14 protein-coding genes and 1 pseudogene are annotated in these 16893 nt (G+C 66.4%); 8 read left to right on the top strand and 7 right to left on the bottom strand.

The features are described from left to right. The 5 genes and pseudogenes from DB708_RS07555 to DB708_RS07535 all read left to right on the top strand — a co-directional run. A pseudogene (locus DB708_RS07555) lies at positions 1 to 449 on the top strand (ATP-binding protein); the annotation flags it as partial. Further along, positions 446 to 847, top strand: coding sequence for a serine protease inhibitor (locus tag DB708_RS07550; RefSeq protein WP_108921322.1), 402 nt, complete (start codon positions 446 to 448; stop codon positions 845 to 847). The pseudogene DB708_RS07555 and the gene DB708_RS07550, both read left to right, overlap by 4 nt. Positions 848 to 853: 6 nt before the next feature. Next, on the top strand, positions 854 to 1228 hold the full coding sequence (locus DB708_RS07545; protein ID WP_108921321.1) for a DUF742 domain-containing protein: 375 nt from the start codon (positions 854 to 856) through the stop codon (positions 1226 to 1228). Next, positions 1209 to 1781: a GTP-binding protein gene (locus DB708_RS07540; RefSeq protein ID WP_108921320.1), complete on the top strand. Its 573-nt coding sequence runs from the start codon at positions 1209 to 1211 to the stop codon at positions 1779 to 1781. Before DB708_RS07545 ends, DB708_RS07540 begins: the two co-directional genes overlap by 20 nt. A gap of 5 nt (positions 1782 to 1786) precedes the next feature. Beyond that, on the top strand, positions 1787 to 2344 hold the full coding sequence (locus tag DB708_RS07535; protein WP_108921319.1) for a pentapeptide repeat-containing protein: 558 nt from the start codon (positions 1787 to 1789) through the stop codon (positions 2342 to 2344). Here the strand turns inward: DB708_RS07535 and DB708_RS07530 are convergent. The 3 genes from DB708_RS07530 to DB708_RS07520 form a co-directional block, all read right to left on the bottom strand. After that, on the bottom strand, positions 2341 to 4800 hold the full coding sequence (locus DB708_RS07530; RefSeq protein WP_108921318.1) for an ATP-binding cassette domain-containing protein: 2460 nt from the start codon (positions 4798 to 4800) through the stop codon (positions 2341 to 2343). The two genes, DB708_RS07535 and DB708_RS07530, sit on opposite strands and share 4 nt — an antisense overlap. 4 nt (positions 4801 to 4804) lie before the next feature. Then, positions 4805 to 7486, bottom strand: a complete 2682-nt coding sequence (locus DB708_RS07525) for an ATP-binding cassette domain-containing protein (protein WP_108921347.1) — start codon at positions 7484 to 7486, stop codon at positions 4805 to 4807. Positions 7487 to 7562: 76 nt separating this feature from the next. After that, positions 7563 to 8777 (bottom strand): NADH:flavin oxidoreductase, encoded by a 1215-nt coding sequence (locus tag DB708_RS07520; RefSeq protein WP_108921317.1) that lies wholly within the window; start codon positions 8775 to 8777, stop codon positions 7563 to 7565. A 39-nt stretch (positions 8778 to 8816) separates the two neighbouring features. On the opposite strand from DB708_RS07520, the gene DB708_RS07515 reads away from it, so the two are divergent. Next, positions 8817 to 9662 (top strand): bifunctional methylenetetrahydrofolate dehydrogenase/methenyltetrahydrofolate cyclohydrolase, encoded by an 846-nt coding sequence (locus DB708_RS07515; protein WP_108921316.1) that lies wholly within the window; start codon positions 8817 to 8819, stop codon positions 9660 to 9662. Next, positions 9659 to 9943: a DUF3017 domain-containing protein gene (locus DB708_RS07510; RefSeq protein WP_108921315.1), complete on the top strand. Its 285-nt coding sequence runs from the start codon at positions 9659 to 9661 to the stop codon at positions 9941 to 9943. Before DB708_RS07515 ends, DB708_RS07510 begins: the two co-directional genes overlap by 4 nt. On the opposite strand, the gene DB708_RS07505 is transcribed toward DB708_RS07510, so the two are convergent. Continuing rightward, positions 9940 to 10467, bottom strand: coding sequence for a DUF732 domain-containing protein (locus tag DB708_RS07505; RefSeq protein ID WP_108921314.1), 528 nt, complete (start codon positions 10465 to 10467; stop codon positions 9940 to 9942). The two genes, DB708_RS07510 and DB708_RS07505, sit on opposite strands and share 4 nt — an antisense overlap. Positions 10468 to 10736: 269 nt before the next feature. On the opposite strand from DB708_RS07505, the gene DB708_RS07500 reads away from it, so the two are divergent. Further along, positions 10737 to 12197 (top strand): FAD-dependent oxidoreductase, encoded by a 1461-nt coding sequence (locus tag DB708_RS07500; RefSeq protein ID WP_201263450.1) that lies wholly within the window; start codon positions 10737 to 10739, stop codon positions 12195 to 12197. On the opposite strand, the gene DB708_RS07495 is transcribed toward DB708_RS07500, so the two are convergent. From DB708_RS07495 to DB708_RS07485, 3 genes are all read right to left on the bottom strand, one after another. After that, entirely contained in the window at positions 12194 to 13504 is a 1311-nt protein-coding gene (locus tag DB708_RS07495) for an MFS transporter (RefSeq protein WP_235616669.1), read from the bottom strand. The two genes, DB708_RS07500 and DB708_RS07495, sit on opposite strands and share 4 nt — an antisense overlap. 127 nt (positions 13505 to 13631) lie before the next feature. Continuing rightward, positions 13632 to 14906: a PPE family protein, SVP subgroup gene (locus DB708_RS07490; protein ID WP_108921313.1), complete on the bottom strand. Its 1275-nt coding sequence runs from the start codon at positions 14904 to 14906 to the stop codon at positions 13632 to 13634. A 2-nt stretch (positions 14907 to 14908) separates the two neighbouring features. Next, a complete protein-coding gene (locus DB708_RS07485) occupies positions 14909 to 16657 on the bottom strand; it encodes a potassium channel family protein (RefSeq protein WP_108921312.1) in 1749 nt (582 codons plus the stop codon). Between the last annotated feature and the right edge of the window lie 236 nt (positions 16658 to 16893).

The raw sequence follows: 16893 nt of genomic DNA, 5'->3' as shown, positions 1-16893 counted from the left end.
CCACCCCGGCCGAGCGCCCCGCCAACGCTGCTGCCCCCGGCGCATCGAAGGACGACCTGATCTACCGGCGGATGCTCTCCGAGATGCTGGGCGACCCGCACGACCTGGTCAACAGCCCGGACTTGGATTGGCAATCGGTGTGGGACCGCGGCTGGTCGATCGCCGCGGAGGCCGAGGACAAGCCCGTCGAGGAACACACCGCCGATCACGGCCTGCCGGTGCGCACGCCGGGGGCTCGGCTGGTGCCGGGAGCGGCCAACGGTGTCAGTGCCCGCGACCAGCAGCACCGAAGCCAGGATGACGAAGAATTTCTCGTAGGATCGAACGGCGGGCTCCATGCGGCCCGCGATCCCGAGGCGGTTCGCGCCTCGTTCAGCAGCCATTTCGGCGGTGTGCGCAGCGGACGGTCGCACGCCCGCCACTCGAGCCAAGGACCCGATAAGCAATGACGTCTCCTGGCAGCCCACTGGACTGGCTGGTGACGAAGTTCGCCCGCGAAGTCCCCGGGGTGGCGCACGCGCTGCTGGTGTCCGTCGACGGTCTGCCGATCGCCGCCAGCGAGCGGCTGCCCCGCGAACGAGCCGATCAACTGGCCGCGGTGGCGTCCGGGCTGGCCAGCCTCGCGACGGGTGCCGCGCAGCTGTTCGAGGGTGGGCAGGTGCTGCAGTCGGTGGTCGAGATGCAGAACGGGTATCTGTTGTTGATGCGCGTCGGCGACGGGTCGCACCTGGCGACGCTTGCCGAGACGTCGTGCGATATTGGCCAGATCGGATACGAGATGGCCATCCTCGTCGAACGCGTGGGCGGCGTCGTGCAGTCCACCCGCCGTTCTGCTCGGCACTCGTGAGCCGCGATGGACAAACGCGATTCCGGGCCGTCCTCTGGTGAGGCGAGCCTGGTCCGCCCGTACACCCTGACGGCCGGGCGGACCGACACAGGCGTCGACCTTCCGCTGGAAGCGCCGATTCAGACTTTGCCGGCCGCCCGCGCCCCGAGATGGCCGGCTGACGATCCGAGAGGAAAGATCATCGCGTTGTGCGTCAAAAGCCCGTCCGTCGCCGAGATCTCGGCCCGGCTGGACCTGCCGGTCGGCGTCACGCGCGTGCTGGTCGGTGATCTGGTCCTGTCCGGTCACCTCAGGGTGCATCGGACGTTGACCGAGCAGTCGACCCGTGACGAGCGCCATGAACTCATAGGAAGGACGCTGCGTGGCCTTAAAGCACTCTGACTCCGGCGCTACCGCCTCGACGAAGATCGTCGTCGCGGGCGGGTTCGGCGCCGGCAAGACCACATTCGTCGGGGCGGTCTCGGAGATCATGCCGCTGCGCACCGAGGAGATCGTTACCGACGCATCGGCCGGCGTCGACATGCTCGAGGCCACGCCGCATAAGCGGACGACCACCGTGGCGATGGACTTCGGCCGGCTCACGCTGGACCGGGACCTGGTGCTCTACCTGTTCGGCACTCCGGGCCAGCGGCGGTTCTGGTTCATGTGGGACGACTTGGTACGGGGCGCGATCGGCGCGATCGTGCTGGTCGACTGCCGTCGATTGCAGGACAGCTTTGCCGCGGTCGACTTCTTCGAGCACCGCAACCTGCCGTTTCTGGTCGCGGTCAACCAATTCGACGGTGCGCCAAGCTATCCCGCCAGTGCGGTGCGCGAAGCGCTGGCGCTGGCCCCGCACATTCCGGTGATCAACGTCGATGCGCGGGATCGCAGGTCGGCGACCGATGCGCTGATCGCGGTGAGCGAATACGCGCTGCAGAGACTGACGGCCTGACCGCGTTGCAGCATTGGATCGATAGCGAGTTCACGGGCCGTGATTTCACCGACGATGACCTCGGCGCTTTGCGCACCGAACGGGTTGTGTTCGACGATTGCAATTTCAGCGGCGCCAATCTGGCCGAGTCGGGGCACCGCGGATCCGCTTTCCGTAACTGCAAATTTGAACGAACAACACTGTGGCACAGTACATTTGCGCAGTGCAGCATGCTGGGGTCGGTGTTCGTGCAATGCCGGCTGCGGCCGATTACGTTCGACGAGGTCGACTTCACGCTCGCGGTGCTCGGCGGCAACGACCTGCGGGGTGTCGACCTGAGCGGCTGCCGGCTGCGGGAAGCCAGCCTGGTGGAGACCGACTTGCGCAAGGCCGTGCTGCGCGGCGCCGACCTCACCGGTGCGCGGACCACCGGCACCCGGCTAGACGACGCCGACTTACGCGGCGCGACAACCGATCCGGCGCTGTGGCGCACCGCGACGCTGGCGGGCGCGCGGGTGGACATCGGCCAGGCCATGGCCTTCACACTGGCGCACGGGCTGCGCCTGGACGCTAAATCCGATTAGCGCCGCAGCCTGATGCGCCACCACACGATGGCGGAGTAGATCACCGACAGCACGCCGAGCATGCCCATGTCGAGCAGCCACGCGCTGTCCTTGTGCACCCAATGGCTGTCCTTCGGGCCGATCGGTACCAGTACCCGCAGATTGACCGTGGACGCCGACGCCGCATAGCCCCACCGTGAGGGCATCAGCCAGGAAATCTGGTCGAGGAAGAGCCGTCCGGTCACCGGGACCATGCCACCGGCGAGCACCAGCTGCAGCATCAGCGACACCACCAGCAACGGCATGATCTGTTCGTTGGAGCGTGCGATCGACGACAACACCAAGCCCAGAATCGCCGAGGCCACGCATGTTGCGGCGACGGTGACGAACAGCTCCAGGCTGGCATTGCCGAGCAGCAGCGCCGGCTGCTTGGGAGCGCCCTTGCCCAGCAGCACGATGCCCGTGGCAATCGCCGCCTGGATGATGGCGAACGCGCAGAAGACGGTGACCTTGGCGCTCAGGTAGGCCCCGGTGGACAAGCCGACCGCCTGCTCGCGCTGGAAGATGGCGCGCTCGCCGATCAGATCTCGGATCGTCAGCGCGGTACCCATGAAGACGGCAGCGATCGACAGCAGCGTCAGGATCTGGGCGGCTTCGTCGGGCGTCTCACTGGCCGGGTCGGCGACCCCGAACCCGGTGTTACCGGGAACGGTCAGCGACAGCGCACCCAGGATGAACGGCAACAACGCCAGGAACGCGAAGTAGGCGCGGTCGGAGACGATCAACCGGATCTGGCGCCGCGCGATCGTGGAGAACTGATGCAGCATGCTCGAGCGCGACGGGGCGCCCAGATCGGCCGGCGTCTCCGCCCGGGTGGGTAGCGCGTGTTCCTGCCGTTCCAGGAAACGGCGATTGGCCTCGTCGGGGTCGGCGCCGACCTTCGCGAAGATCTCGGCCCAGTTCGAGGTGCCCATCGCATCCCCGATCTGGCCGGGTGCGCCCAGGAACGCGATCTTGCCGCCTGGTGCCATCAGCAGCACCTGATCGCAGACATCGAGATAGGTCAGCGAGTGCGTGACGACCAGTACCACCCGGCCGGCGTCGGCGAGCTGACGCAGCATCGTCATGACCTGCAGGTCCAGCGCCGGGTCCAGCCCGGAGGTCGGCTCGTCGAGGATCAGCAGCGACGGCCCGGTCAGCAACTCGAGGGCCACCGAGGCGCGCTTGCGCTGACCGCCGGACAGCTTGTCGACCCGGGTCTGCGCATGCGCGGTCAGTCCCAGCTCGTCGAGGACCTGAGCCACCACCTGGTCGCGGTCGGCCTTGCTGGTGTCGGGCGGCAGTCGCAGTTCTGCCGCATAGCCCAGCGCCTGGTTGACGGTCAGCTGCCGGTGTACGACGTCGTCCTGCGGGACCATCCCGATCCTGCTGCGCAGCGACGCGTAGGCGGTGTGGATGTTGTGGCCCTCGAAGGTGACCGCACCGGCGGTGGGGGTGGTGTACCCGGCGACCAACCGCGACAGCGTCGACTTCCCGGCGCCGGACCCGCCGATGATGGCGGTCAGCGTGCCGGGCCTGGCCGTCATCGAGATCTGCTGCAGCAGATCCTTGCCGTTGATCGCGAAGCCGACCTCGCGTACCTCCAGGCCGCCGGTGCTCGTCGCCGCGTCCTGTCGGCGGGCCAGCATGCCGGCGGTGAACACCAGGTCGACGTTGCCGATCGTGACCACGTCGCCCTCGGCGAGCAGCGCTGAGCCGACCCGCAGCCCGTTGACGAACGTTCCGTTGATGCTGCTGGCGTCGCGGATCTCGATGCCGGCTGGTGTCGGCTCCAAGAACGCATGATGGCGCGACGCCAACACATCGTGGATGACGATGTCGTTGTCGAGCGCGCGACCGATCGAGGTGGTGCCCCCGGCCGCTGCCTTCTGGGCGGATTCGGGCCCGACGACCTTGCGGACCCTGGTCGGCGACTTCGATACGTCGCCGCCCCCGGGTCGCGCTACCTGGGTCGCATCCATCGGAACGGCCCGGGTTGTGGCAGTCGGCTGGACGATCGGCACGGCGGTGGCGTGCAGCGCGTCGGTGGGCCGATCCTGGTATCCGTGGGGCGGCCGAACGGTCGGGACCGTAAGCGACGTGGGTGGCAGCACACCGACCGCTCCCCGGTGACGTCCGACTGAGAAGACGATCCGCGGGCCATCGGGGGCGCCGAGGTTGACGGCTTGCCCGTCACGGATGTCGAGCATCGGCACCCGCCGGCCGTCGACGAAGATGCCGTTGCGCGAATTGTTGTCGACCCCAACCCATTTGCCTTGATCGAAGCGCAGCAACAGGTGCGCGCGGGTGACCAAGGGATGTGCCACACGTAGGTCGGCGCGCACGTCGCTGCCGACGATGACGTCGCCGCCGGGGGCGAAACTGAGCTCCGATCGGTTGGACCGAACGGTCAGTACCGATTGCGCAGGGCTGTTCATCAGTTCAGCGTCGTTTCAGCCGGATCTTCCACCACACGATCGCGCTATAGCTTATGCACAGCAGGCCGAGCATGGCCATGTCGAAAAGCATGATGTGCTTCGAGTGCTGCCATACCGGGTCGTTCGTCGGGATCTGTTTGACCTTCACCAGCGCCGGAAAGTCGATCGACGACGCGGCCGCCGCATAACCCCAGCGTGCCGGCGTTAGCCACGCCAGTTGCTCAAGGCCCGGGCGCTGGTAGACCGGGATCATGCCGCCGGCCAGCACCAGTTGGCTCATGATCGAGACCACCAGCAGCGGCATGATCTGTTCGTTCGACTGCGCGAGGGCGGACAGCATCAGCCCGAAAATGGCCGACGCGACGCACGCGGCCGCCACGGTGACGAACAACGACACGGTCGGATCACCGAAGAACAGCGCCGGCTGGGTGGGCGCGCCTTTGCCGAGTCGCACGATGAAAACCGCGATCGCGGCCTGCAGGGTCGCGAAGATGCAGAACACCATGACCTTGGCCAACAGGTAAGCCCCGGTGGACAGGCCCACCGCCTGTTCGCGGCGGAAGATCGCGCGCTCCCCGATCAGGTCGCGGATAGTCAGCGCCGTGCCCATGAAGATGGCGCCGATATTCAGGAGCACCATGATGTACTGCGGTTGGGTTGGCGCTAGGCCGAGCGGATCGGCGGGGCCGAGACCGGGTTTGGGGCCCTTGACGGTCAGGGACAGCGCGCCGATGAGGAACGGCAACACCGCCAGGAAGATGGTGTAGCCGCGGTCCGAGATGACCAGCCGCACCTGACGCCGGGCGATCGTCGATATCTGCCGCAGTAGGTTGGTCGGCGGCGGCTCGCCCAGGTCTGCCGGGCTTTCGGGAGCCGGCGGTTCCAACGACTGCTGGTTGCGCTCCTTGAATCGGCGGTTTGCCTCGTCGGGATCGGCGCCGACGCTGGCGAAGATGTCGGCCCAGTTGCGGGTGCCCATGGCAGCCTCGACCTGGTCGGGCGAGCCCTGGAACGCGGTCTTGCCGCCCGGCGCCATCAGCAGGATTTGGTCGCAGACATCCAGATAGGACACCGAGTGCGTGACGACCAGCACCACGCGGCCGGCGTCGGCGAGCAGGCGCAGCATCAGCATCACCTGACGGTCCAGCGCCGGGTCCAGACCCGAGGTCGGCTCGTCGAGCAGCAGCAGCGAAGGTTCGGTCAGCAGTTCCAGCGCGACCGAGGCGCGTTTGCGCTGCCCGCCCGACAACTTGTCGACCCGGGTGTCGGCGTGCTTGGTCATCTCCAGCTCTTCGAGCACTTGAGCGACCACCTGGGCGCGCTCGGCCTCGCTGGTGTCGGGTGGCAGCCGCAGCTCGGCTGCGTAACCCAGCGCCTGGTTGACCGTCAGCTGCCGGTGCACCACGTCGTCCTGCGGGACCATCCCGATCCGGCTGCGCAGCGAGGCGTACTCGGTGTGAATGTTGTGGCCCTCGAAAGTCACCGTGCCGGAGCTGGGGCTGGTGTATCCCGCGATCAACCGTGACAGCGTGGTCTTGCCGGCGCCGGACCCGCCGATGATGGCGGTCAGCGTGCCGGGCCGGGCGGTCAGCGAGATGTGGTCGAGCAGTTGCTTTCCGTGCTCGACGGTGTAGCAGACCGAGTTCACCTCGAGGCCGCCGGTGCGGGTGGCCGCTTCGGTGCGCCGCACCAGGGTGTCGCGGCTGAAGACGAGGTCGACGTTTCCGATCGTGACGACGTCGCCCTCGGTCAGCACCGCGGAGCCGACGCGGACGCCGTTGACGAAGGTTCCGTTGATGCTGTGCGCGTCGCGGATCTCGGTGCCGAGCGGCGTCTGGATCAAGAACGCGTGATGGCGCGATGCCAAGACGTCCTGGATGACGATGTCGTTGTCGGTGGCCCGGCCGATCGTTTGCGCGCCGGCCGGCTTTTGGATCGCGCCCGACCGGGACGGCAGCAACGCCTGAAACATCTTGGTCGCCAGATTCCCCACCTCTGGCGATTTGGCTTCGGCCACGGGCGCCATCTGGGTCTTCGGTGCGGCGGGCATCGGCGCCACACCGGATATCTGCGGCGGGGGATAGTGCGGCGGGGCGCTCGGGGGATAGGCGGGCGGTCGTGCCACCGAGGTCGGATACACGGGCTGTCCCGGCGGTGCCGGCCGCTGGATCGGCGCGCCGGGATGCGGTCGCGGCGGGGGTGGCACGCCCCAGTTCGTTTGGCGGCCGGGCGGTCCGGGCGGCGGTCCGGGTGGCGCGGCAAGCGGAGGACCCGGCTGCCCCGAAGCCTGTGACGACGGCCACGCCGTTCCGGCCGCCTGAGCCGCGACCGGGATTCCCATCGACTCGGTCCGCGGCGGGCGCCCGGCCATGCCTTGGTGGCGCCCGACCTCGAACGTCAGCAATGGTCCGTCCGGGTTTCCGATGTTGACGCTCTGCCCGTCATGGATATCGACGACCGGGACTTTTCTACCGTTGGCGAAAGTGCCGTTGAGTGAACCGTTGTCAATCGCCAGCCACCGGCCCTGGTCGAAGCGCAGCAACAGGTGGGCGCGCGAAATCAGGGGGTGCGTGATGCGCATGTCGGCCCGGAGATCGCGCCCGACCACCACGTCATGACCTGCTGCGAAGGTGCGTTCAGACCCGTCATACCGGACGGTCAACACCGGCGGGGCTGGGGCATTCATCGCCACAACTGTAGCTGGTGGGGCTGTTTCGCCATTTGTACGATCGCGGCACGTCGGGCCCGTTATGCCCGCGTGTTCACACTCTGTCGGGTGCTCCGGTGACCACGCAGTGAGTGCGGGTGTAGATCGTCGGCATGCAGCGATTGCAGTGCGTGCACGCCGAATGAACGCTGTGTCGGGCGCCGTCGGCCGCGAGCCGGTTGATCAGATCCGGCTCGGCCAGCAGCGCCCGGGCCATCGCGACGAACTCGAATCCCTCGGCCATCGCAAGGTCCATCGTTTCCCGGTTGGAAATGCCGCCGAGCAGGATCAGTGGCATCGACAGCTCGGCGCGGAACAGCTTGGCATCACGCAGCAGATAGGCTTCGCGGTACGGGTATTCGCGCAGGAACTTGGTGCCCGTCATGCGCATGCCCCAGCGCAGCGGCGGCTTGAACGCACCGGCGAACTCCTTGAGCGGTGCGTCGCCTCGGAACAGGTACATCGGGTTGACCAGCGAGCTGCCGGCGGTGAGTTCGATCGCATCCAGCCCGCCGTCGTCTTGCAGCCACTTCGCGGTTCGCAGCGACTCCTCGGTGCTGATGCCACCGCGCACGCCGTCGGCCATGTTGAGCTTGGCGGTGACCGCGATCGGCGTTCCTTCTTTGTCCACCGCGCGCCGAACGGCCATCACCATCCCACGGGCCACTTTGGCCCGGTTCTCCAGTGATCCGCCGAACTCGTCGTCGCGCCGGTTGATCAACGGCGACAGGAACGAACTCGCCAAATAGTTGTGGCCCAAATGAATTTCGACGGCGTCGAAGCCGGCTTCCATGGCGAACCGGGCCGCGTTGGCGTGCCCGGCGATCACGTCTTCGATATCGTCGCGGGTCGCCTTGCGGGCGAAGCGCATTCCGATCGGGTTGAAGAACCGCACCGGCGCCAGGGCCTTGGCCTTGTTGGACTTGGCATTGGCGACCGGACCCGCGTGGCCGATCTGCGCGCTCACCGCCGCGCCTTCGGCGTGAATCGCGTCGGTGAGCCGGCGCAGCCCGGGCACCGCTTCGGGGCGCATCCAGAGTCCGTTGCCCTCGGTGCGTCCGCCGGGGGAGACGGCGCAATAGGCAACGGTCGTCATGCCGACGCCGCCGGCAGCCGGCGCCCGGTGGTATTCGATCAAGTCGTCGCTCACCAGCGCGCCGGGCGTGCGGGCTTCGAATGTCGCGGACTTGATGGTCCGGTTACGCAGCGTTATCGGTCCGAGCTTGGCCGGACTGAACACATCGGGAACAGTGGGCTGGTCAGAGGGCATGTCAGGAGACTAGACCTCCGGCATGGAACACTGGGCGCCGTGGGCGCAATCACACTGGACGGCAAGGCCACCCGCGACGAGCTCTTCGTCGACCTCTCCCAACGAGTTGCGGCACTGACCGCGGCGGGCCGTACGCCCGGCCTGGCCACCATCCTGGTCGGCGACGATCCGGGATCACAGGCCTACGTGCGCGGTAAGCATTCCGACTGCGCCAAGGTGGGCATCACCTCGATACGCCGCGATCTGCCTGCCGACATCTCGACGGCCAAGCTGAACGAGACAATCGACGAGCTGAACGCCAACCCCGAGTGCACCGGCTACATCGTGCAGTTGCCGCTGCCCAGGCATCTCGACGAGAACGCGGCGCTGGAGCGCATCGACCCGGCCAAGGACGCCGACGGGCTGCACCCGACGAACCTGGGCCGGCTGGTGCTCAACAACCCGGCCCCGCTGCCGTGCACGCCGCGCGGCATCGTGCACCTGCTGCGCCGCTATGACGTCGAGATCGCCGGCGCGCACGTGGTCGTCATCGGCCGCGGCGTCACGGTCGGTCGGCCGTTGGGTCTGCTGCTGACGCGTCGTTCCGAGAACGCGACGGTGACGTTGTGCCATACCGGAACTCGTGATCTACCGGCGCTGACCAAGCAGGCCGACATCATCATCGCGGCCGTCGGTGTGCCGCACCTATTGACCGCCGACATGGTGCGCCCGGGCGCCGCGGTGCTCGACGTCGGTGTCAGCCGGGTGGACGACAAGCTCACCGGCGACGTGCATCCCGACGTGTGGGAGGTCGCCGGGCACGTGTCGCCGAACCCCGGCGGCATCGGCCCGCTGACCCGGGCGTTCCTGCTGACGAACGTGGTCGAGCTGGCCGAGCGGCAATGAGTTCGGCGAAGACCGCAGCGAAAGCTCAGTGGCCGATCCTGCTGGTCGGGCTGATTTTCGTGACGGCCTTCGCGTTGGTGGGCGCCAACTTCTGGCGTCGCGGCTCTCTGCTTATCGGGATCGCCGTCGGCGTCGGTGCGGCGTTGCGGTTGGTGCTGTCCGATGACCGCGCCGGCCTTTTGGTGGTGCGCAGCAAGGGCATTGACTTTATGACGACCGCGACGGTCGGCGCGACGATGGTCTATATCGCCTGGACGATCGATCCGCTTGGTACGGGCTAAATCCCCGGGCCGGTAATTTGGGGCAGGTTCGCCACGGCGCCACCGTTCGGCATACCGCCGGCCATGTTGGGCAGCACGCCGCCCGGCAGGTTCTGGATGGCGCCGCCGGGCATGTTTGGCATACCGCCGGGCATGTTGGGCATATTGCCGCTGGCCAAGTTGGCCATCGCTTGCGGGCAGTACGACTGAATTGCGATCGTGGTGAACATCTGAGCCATCGCCGGCGACATGCCCTGGCGTCTGACGCTCGAAACGGCCCCGGCGAAGCTACCGCCGGGCGCGGCGAGCATCGGGCAGATGGATTCGCCCACCGCCATCGCGTTTCCGGGTTGGCCGAAGTCGATGCCGGCGTGGTTCAACGCGTCGATGAAGCCATCGTCGGCGTTCGCGTCTGCCTCGGCCGGCGGTGAGCCGAAGGCGGCGGCGACGGTGAGCAGCCCGGCCACCGCGGTCAGCACGCGAATGGTCAGGGGTTGCTGGCGAAACGGCCAGACCCAACCCTGCACAGCAGCAACTGCTTTCATGACAGCTTCCCCATCTGTCGCGGAGTGCTCTGAAGGCACTCAAATCACACTACGAAGACTGATCCATGGCAGTCACGTTTGCGACACGGGGAGATCAAGGTTTGCACACTATGCGTTTCATGAGCGGGACGTACCTGAGACATCGGTTATTGCTCGGAAATCGTTACAGGCCAGCAAAGCTCGCGAACTGGACAATCGACGCCACACTGTGATCCGACACGGGTGGTATGGCCGGATTTTGAGTGAGAGATGGATAAGAATCTGCGCGCATGACGACTAACTGCGGCCGTCCGACCGAGCATGGCATCTCGCGCCAGACGTTTCTCCGTGGGGCCGCTTCAATGTTGGCGACGGGTGCGATGTTCGGGACCACTCGTGCTGCCGCGGACCCCGGTGCTGCCAGTTGGAATGGCTTGGCTTCCACCATCGGTGGCAGTGTCGTGCTGCCGGCCAACGGTGCCCAATTCACTTCCAGCAAGCAGATATTCAACTCGTTCTACAACAACTCCAACCCGGTGGCGGTCGTCACGGTTTCCTCGCAGGCCGACGTACAGAAGGCGGTCGCATTCGCGACGGCGAACAAACTCAAAATCGCGCCGCGTGGCGGTGGGCATTCCTACATCGGTGCGTCGAGCGCCAACGGCACGATGGTGCTCGACCTACGCGGACTTCCGGGTGGGGCGAACCTTGACGGCGGCAATGTCACGGTCACACCGGCGGCGAACCTGTGGGCGGTACACCAGGCATCCGCCAGCGCCGGTCGCGGTGTCCCGACGGGCAGTTGCCCAACGGTCGGTATCGCGGGACTGACGCTAGGCGGCGGGATAGGAGCCGATTCCCGGCACGCCGGCCTGACCTGTGACGTGCTCCAGTCGGCCACGGTGGTGCTCCCCAGCGGCGATGTGGTCACCGCGTCCCCCAACGATCATCCGGATCTTTTCTGGGCCTTGCGGGGTGGTGGTGGTGGCAATTTCGGGGTGACGACGTCGATGACATTCGGGACGTTCGCGACCGGCGACACCGACGTCGTGCGGCTCGAGTTCGCCCCGTCGGCGGCTGTGCAGGCGCTGGCGGGCTGGCAGACCTGGCTAGATGGGGCCGACCGAAATGCTTGGGCCATGGTCGATCTCGCAGTCGGCGGCAGCGAGCCCAACTGCCATATCCTGGCGACCTGCCCTGCCGGCGGTGCCGCGGGAATGGCTGACGCGATCAAGTCCGCGGTCGGCTTGCAGCCCGGCGCGGTGACCAACAAGACGATGAACCGAATGGACTTGGTGACTTATCTGGCCGGGGGCAGCTCGACGTCATCGCCCCGCGGCTTCGTGGCCGGGTCCGATATGGTTACGACGATCAATTCGGCAGCGGCCCATGCCATTGCTACCGCGATCGGCCAATGGCCGGCGTCGGCCGGGCGGGCTTGGCTGCTGGTCGATCCGCTCGGCGGAGCCATCGCCGATGTGGCGCCCGGGGATTCGGCCTTCCCGTGGCGCAAGCAGTCCGCGTTGTTGCAGTGGTATGTCGAGCCCGCCGCCAACCAGGTGTCGGCGGCCACGCAGTGGCTGAGCTCTGCTCACCAGGCGGTACAACAGTTTTCGGTCGGCGGCTACGTCAACTATCTGAAGCCCAACAGCGCGGCGTCGCGTTACTTTGGGTCGAATCTGTCGCAACTGAACAGTGTGCGGCAGAAGTACGACCCCAACCAGACCATGTTCTCCGGCCTGAAATTCTAGAGGCTGACTGCTTTGCGACTTGGACGCGTAGTCGTCAGCACCTCAGAAGCCATGGCGGTCGCGACATCTCGTGGGTAGGTGCGGCGAGCCACGCATAACAGCAGCCCGGCCGCGACGACCAGCGTGGCCAGCATGATCAGGAAGGTGTCGCTCAACGCGCTTGCCGTGCTTCCCAGTGCGGTGGACATGGCGCCGAACACCATCGGCGCCATACCCGTGGAAATCGACACCAGCGTGCTGCGCACTGCTTCGGCGGTGCCCCATAGCCGGGAATGCACGATGTCCAGCCTCGCCGCATTGAGCGGCGGGTTGATGCCGCCCACGGCGATCCCGGCGAGAAACGCGAATGTCAGCGCCAGTAGCAGGTTATCGGCGAGCAGCGTCGGCAGGATGAACACCGCCGCCGCCAGAAAAGCCGTCCCGCCCACCACAATCCGTGCGCTGAGGTAACCCCGGTCGGTCAGCCAGTCGGCGATGCGTCCGGTGCTGAGCACCCCGATCAGCGCGCCGACTCCGAGGACGGCGATCAGCATGGTCGCCACCGCCTGGTCGACCTGAAACCGGCAACACAGCAGCGCTACCCCGAACGTGCTCAGCCCGGTGGAGAAGAAGTAGCCGAACGACGAAGCCGCAATCAGAACGACATTGGTACGGATCGAGAGCACCCAGCGCAGCTCCCGCCAGATCGAGCAACGCCGCAGCTGCTGGCTGTGGCTTTTACGCAGCGGCTCGCGCAGCATCGTCGCCACGGCGAGAGCAAGGCCGAACCCCACCATGGCCAGCCAGCCGAAGCCCAACCGCCAGCTGACCGCGCCGAGTTCGCCTGCTACCAGCAGCCCGACCGCCGTGCAGCTGCCCTCGCCGGCGAGCACCAGGCCGTACACGCGGCCGCGCTCGCCTGGCTTGAAGTAGTCGCCGACCAGCGAGGCGACCACCGGCCCGGAGACCGCGATGCCCGCGCCAAGGCTTACCCGGCAAGCCAGCAACCAGCCGTAGTTCGGGCTGGCCGCGCTCAACGCCATTGCCGCCGAACACACCAGCAGCGCTATCCACAGCAGCCGAACCCGCACGGTGCGATCGGCGAGCGGCCCGGCCAGCAGGGTGGCCAGCGCGCCGACGCCCGTCGACACGGTGACCAGCAGCCCAACCTGAATGTTGTTGATGTGAAACGACTGCGTCAGCGGGACAACCAGCGCTCCCACCGTGCCGGCATCCGCGCTTTGCAGCCCGACCACCAAGGCGAGCAGCACGATTGGCTTCAGCCGCTGCGGAGTTACCGCGGAGGCGCCCTGCGCACCAGTCGGCACGAGCCCAAGATACCCTGCGGGACAGCATGTTTAGCTCTGATATCGGCGTGATTCGCAGTGCCAGTACAACGTTAAGAATCAGTTCTACTGTTCGATGGCGGCGGTCGGTGATGTATTAACAATGGCATCAACGGCCGAGCAGGTGATTGCGCTGCTCGATGAATTCCTGGTCGCTTATCAGACCCTCGTCGCGCAGCCGGGCGAAGTCACGAATCTCCGCCGCGACCCCGGTCACCACGACACGCGGCTCGGCCTGGGTGTTCGCATCTTCGTCGATCGCGCTGGTGGCGTCGCTCGTTGCCCGCAGTCGAGCCGGCGCCGGCTTGCGCGCATTCGAGCCCCGACCGGCGACGCCATCGCCCACGACGCGACCGATGGTATTGGCCAGGGCCATCTCGCCGAACCCGCTCCCGAGGCTGGCTGCCATCGCTTGTCCGCCGGTGCCGACGCCGGCTGCCGGCAATGCCAGCGCCACCGGTTCCACCGCCGGGGTCGCCGCGATCCAGGTCGGCGGTACCGAAACCCCGCCGACGACATCGGCCTCGCGCAATGCTGCCGCCACGGGCGTTGAAACGACGTTCGGGGTTGCCGCGACCTGTGCCGGGGTCGCCACGATCTCCGGTGCCGACCCCGCCTCCTGCCAGCCACTGACGATGCCATCGGTGTGTAAACCGGTCTCGGCACCGATGAGGTCGATCGGCAAAGATATTGCTCCCAGTGGTGCCATCGGGGCGTCCAAACCGAAAGCAATGACGTCGGCGCCCAGGTCGAGGATGTCCAGGGGCGACAACGAGTCGGCTGTACCGCCGGTGAGAAAGCTGCTCAACTGTTGCGGCACCGTCGAAAAGGCTTGTGAGACTTTCGAGAGCCTGCCGTGCCTGCCTGCGCCCGACGTCTCGCCGGGTGCGCTTGGGTGGCTGGCCGGTGCCGCCGAACCCGCGTAGCCATACATTGCGCCGGCATCCTGAGCCCACATCTCGCTGTATTCGGCTTCGGTTGCCGCGATCGCGGCGGTGTTCTGCCCCAACACATTGGTGGCGACCAGCGACATCAGCAGGCTCCGATTGGCCGCGACCACCGGCACGGGCACCGTCGCCGCGAATGCCGCTTCGTAGGCGGCTACTGCCACTCGGGCTTGGCCGGCCGTCTCCTCGGCTTGCGCCGCCGTGCGGCTCAACCACGCCACGTAGGAGGTGGCGGCAGCCACCATCATCACCGACGAAGGGCCGAGCCACGGTCCGGCGGTGAGCCCCGATACCACATATTGGTAGGAGTGGGATGCCGAATGTAGTTCTGCGGCAATAGTTTCCCATGCCTGTGCGGCGACAAGCAGCGGCCCCGAGCCGGGGCCGGCATACATACGACCGGAGTTGACTTCCGGCGGTAGCATCGCGAAGTCCATACCTATGCGGACTGGCGTTTCATCTCGTAGTTCCCATCCGGGTGCTGATCGTCGGCCACTTCGTCGCCCGCGGGCGGATCCTGGGATGGCTGTCCTTTGCGCAGCGTTGCCAGCAGTTCCCGGTACGGGCCAACGAGATACACGGTGTCTCCGGCGCTGAGCCGCGCATCGCGACGCGGATGCAGACAGGTCGGAGCGTCCTCCCGGGTGATTGCGATGACACGGGTTTGCGTTGACAGCTCGAACATCTGCATCCCGTCGAGTTCGCTGCCGGCCTGCACATGCATTCCGCCGACCAAGAAGGATCGGTTCTGCACCGAAAACGTGCCCAGCACTTGCAGACCCATAGCGGCCCCGATGAAATACGGCGCGGCTAGCTCGACGGTGGAACGGACGTTTTCGAAACCGAATCGCTGCGCGACCGCGGATCCGAGGTCATGGTCGTACACGCGCAGCACCACCGGGACCGCACCCCATCGGTTGCCGGCGGGTCCCTCGTGTGAGCTCAACATCTCGCGAAGCACGATGCCGGTCTCGATGTTGACCATGTCATCACGGGTCAATACCGCTACCGCACGGGCGGTTTCGACGCGTGCTGCTTCTAGCGTCTGTCGTAGAGTGGCGTCCCCGAAGATCACCGGTACGTCGAGTTCGGCCATTGTCGATAGGAATGGGTTGCCCTGATCGCGCTCGATCACCGCCACGTCGTACCCCTCCGCGGTCAGATCGGTGACGACCCGGATGCCAAGCGCGCTGAGCCCGACGACGATGACGTGGTTGCGCAGGTGCCGTGCCCGTGGGCGTCCGGATGACCAGACGAAGCGGCGGGACAGCATCACATCGGCGACGAAGGCGACCAGCAGCGCGGTGGTGGTCACGCCGCCCAACATCAACAGCGCGGCGTACATCCGCAGCCACGTCGGCTGCTTGGCGAAGCTGAAGTCGCCGTAACCTGTCGTGCTGATCGTTTCGTTGGTGAAGTAGAATGCGTCGACCCAGGACATCCCGGGATTCGTGTAGGAGAAGTGCAGCAACGTCGTCGAACCGACGACCAGAATTCCGAGGGCGGCGATCATCGGATAGAACGCCGGGTTGACTTCATTGGACAGCGCGCGCGCCGCGACCAGGATCCGGCGCGGCCGCGACTGGCGTGAACGCGTTCCGGTCTGACGCGGGGCCTCGATACCGCAGGCGGCCAGCTCCTCGGTAGTGCCGATCATCGCCGTCCAGTCACCCGCATTGACCCGCATATCACGCCCGGGACATACCACTACCCCGCCAGAGTTAAAGGAATTGTCGCCCTTGACAATTGCAACCGGGGCAAGGTCACCATGGATTTCACGCAGGGTCGCGTCGTATGGCGCCGCGGAGCCGAAGACAACGAACTGCAGGCCTGCTGCCTCGAAGGGATGCGTGGTGCGCGCCAGGCACGCCTCGACAACCGCCGGCGCCGCGAGGTCCGCGACACCGAGGATCGCGCTGGGCTCATCATCTGCGGCGACTGCTTCCCGCAGCACGTCGTTGGCTTTTCGTGCCAATAATGCGATCTCGAGGTTTGTCGCGTCGTCAATTCCGGCGCAGACAACGGCCGCTGCGTGGGCCACTCCGGCTCTGGCAAGCTCGGTCTTTACGCGGGCGCCGGCGAGTTCAGAATCGAGGAGCCTGGCAACCCTTGCGCCTGCCCTTTTCAACTCCTCGATGATCGTCGTCGCCAGCGCGTCATCACCGCTGACGATGACGCACTGGTGCATGGTAATCGACACCTCCGCGTAATGTAGGTCTGGACCGACTTGTCCAGGAGATTTGGGCGATCGTAGCAGCCAATGAATAGCTGTGAGCCGCAGTAGAACTCGCTGAAGTTTTGCTGAGACTCCCAATGCGATCGCTAAAGTAGTTGCTGCGCAATAGATATAATCGAAATTGGGCTAATCGAAATGGCCGATCGCGGCGGGAAGCGTCCCCGCCACAGCCTCCTGCGAGGTAGGTG

Origin of the sequence: Mycobacterium montefiorense, from assembly GCF_003112775.1 — a bacterium.
GTDB lineage: Bacteria > Actinomycetota > Actinomycetes > Mycobacteriales > Mycobacteriaceae > Mycobacterium > Mycobacterium montefiorense.
Note: the sequence above shows the minus strand (reverse complement) of the source record. Positions and strands in the feature narration are given on the sequence as shown.

Excerpts from the sequence above, each read along its gene's own strand:
- DB708_RS07485 (WP_108921312.1), bottom strand. The coding sequence starts at position 16,657 with ATGCACCAGTGCGTCATCGTCAGCGGTGATGACGCGCTGGCGACGACG.
- DB708_RS07500 (WP_201263450.1), top strand. The coding sequence starts at position 10,737 with ATGACGACTAACTGCGGCCGTCCGACCGAGCATGGCATCTCGCGCCAG.
- DB708_RS07530 (WP_108921318.1), bottom strand. The coding sequence starts at position 4,800 with ATGAACAGCCCTGCGCAATCGGTACTGACCGTTCGGTCCAACCGATCG.
- DB708_RS07545 (WP_108921321.1), top strand. The coding sequence starts at position 854 with ATGGACAAACGCGATTCCGGGCCGTCCTCTGGTGAGGCGAGCCTGGTC.
- DB708_RS07510 (WP_108921315.1), top strand. The coding sequence starts at position 9,659 with ATGAGTTCGGCGAAGACCGCAGCGAAAGCTCAGTGGCCGATCCTGCTG.
- DB708_RS07505 (WP_108921314.1), bottom strand. The coding sequence starts at position 10,467 with ATGAAAGCAGTTGCTGCTGTGCAGGGTTGGGTCTGGCCGTTTCGCCAG.
- DB708_RS07550 (WP_108921322.1), top strand. The coding sequence starts at position 446 with ATGACGTCTCCTGGCAGCCCACTGGACTGGCTGGTGACGAAGTTCGCC.
- DB708_RS07525 (WP_108921347.1), bottom strand. The coding sequence starts at position 7,486 with ATGAATGCCCCAGCCCCGCCGGTGTTGACCGTCCGGTATGACGGGTCT.
- DB708_RS07520 (WP_108921317.1), bottom strand. The coding sequence starts at position 8,777 with ATGCCCTCTGACCAGCCCACTGTTCCCGATGTGTTCAGTCCGGCCAAG.
- DB708_RS07490 (WP_108921313.1), bottom strand. The coding sequence starts at position 14,906 with ATGGACTTCGCGATGCTACCGCCGGAAGTCAACTCCGGTCGTATGTAT.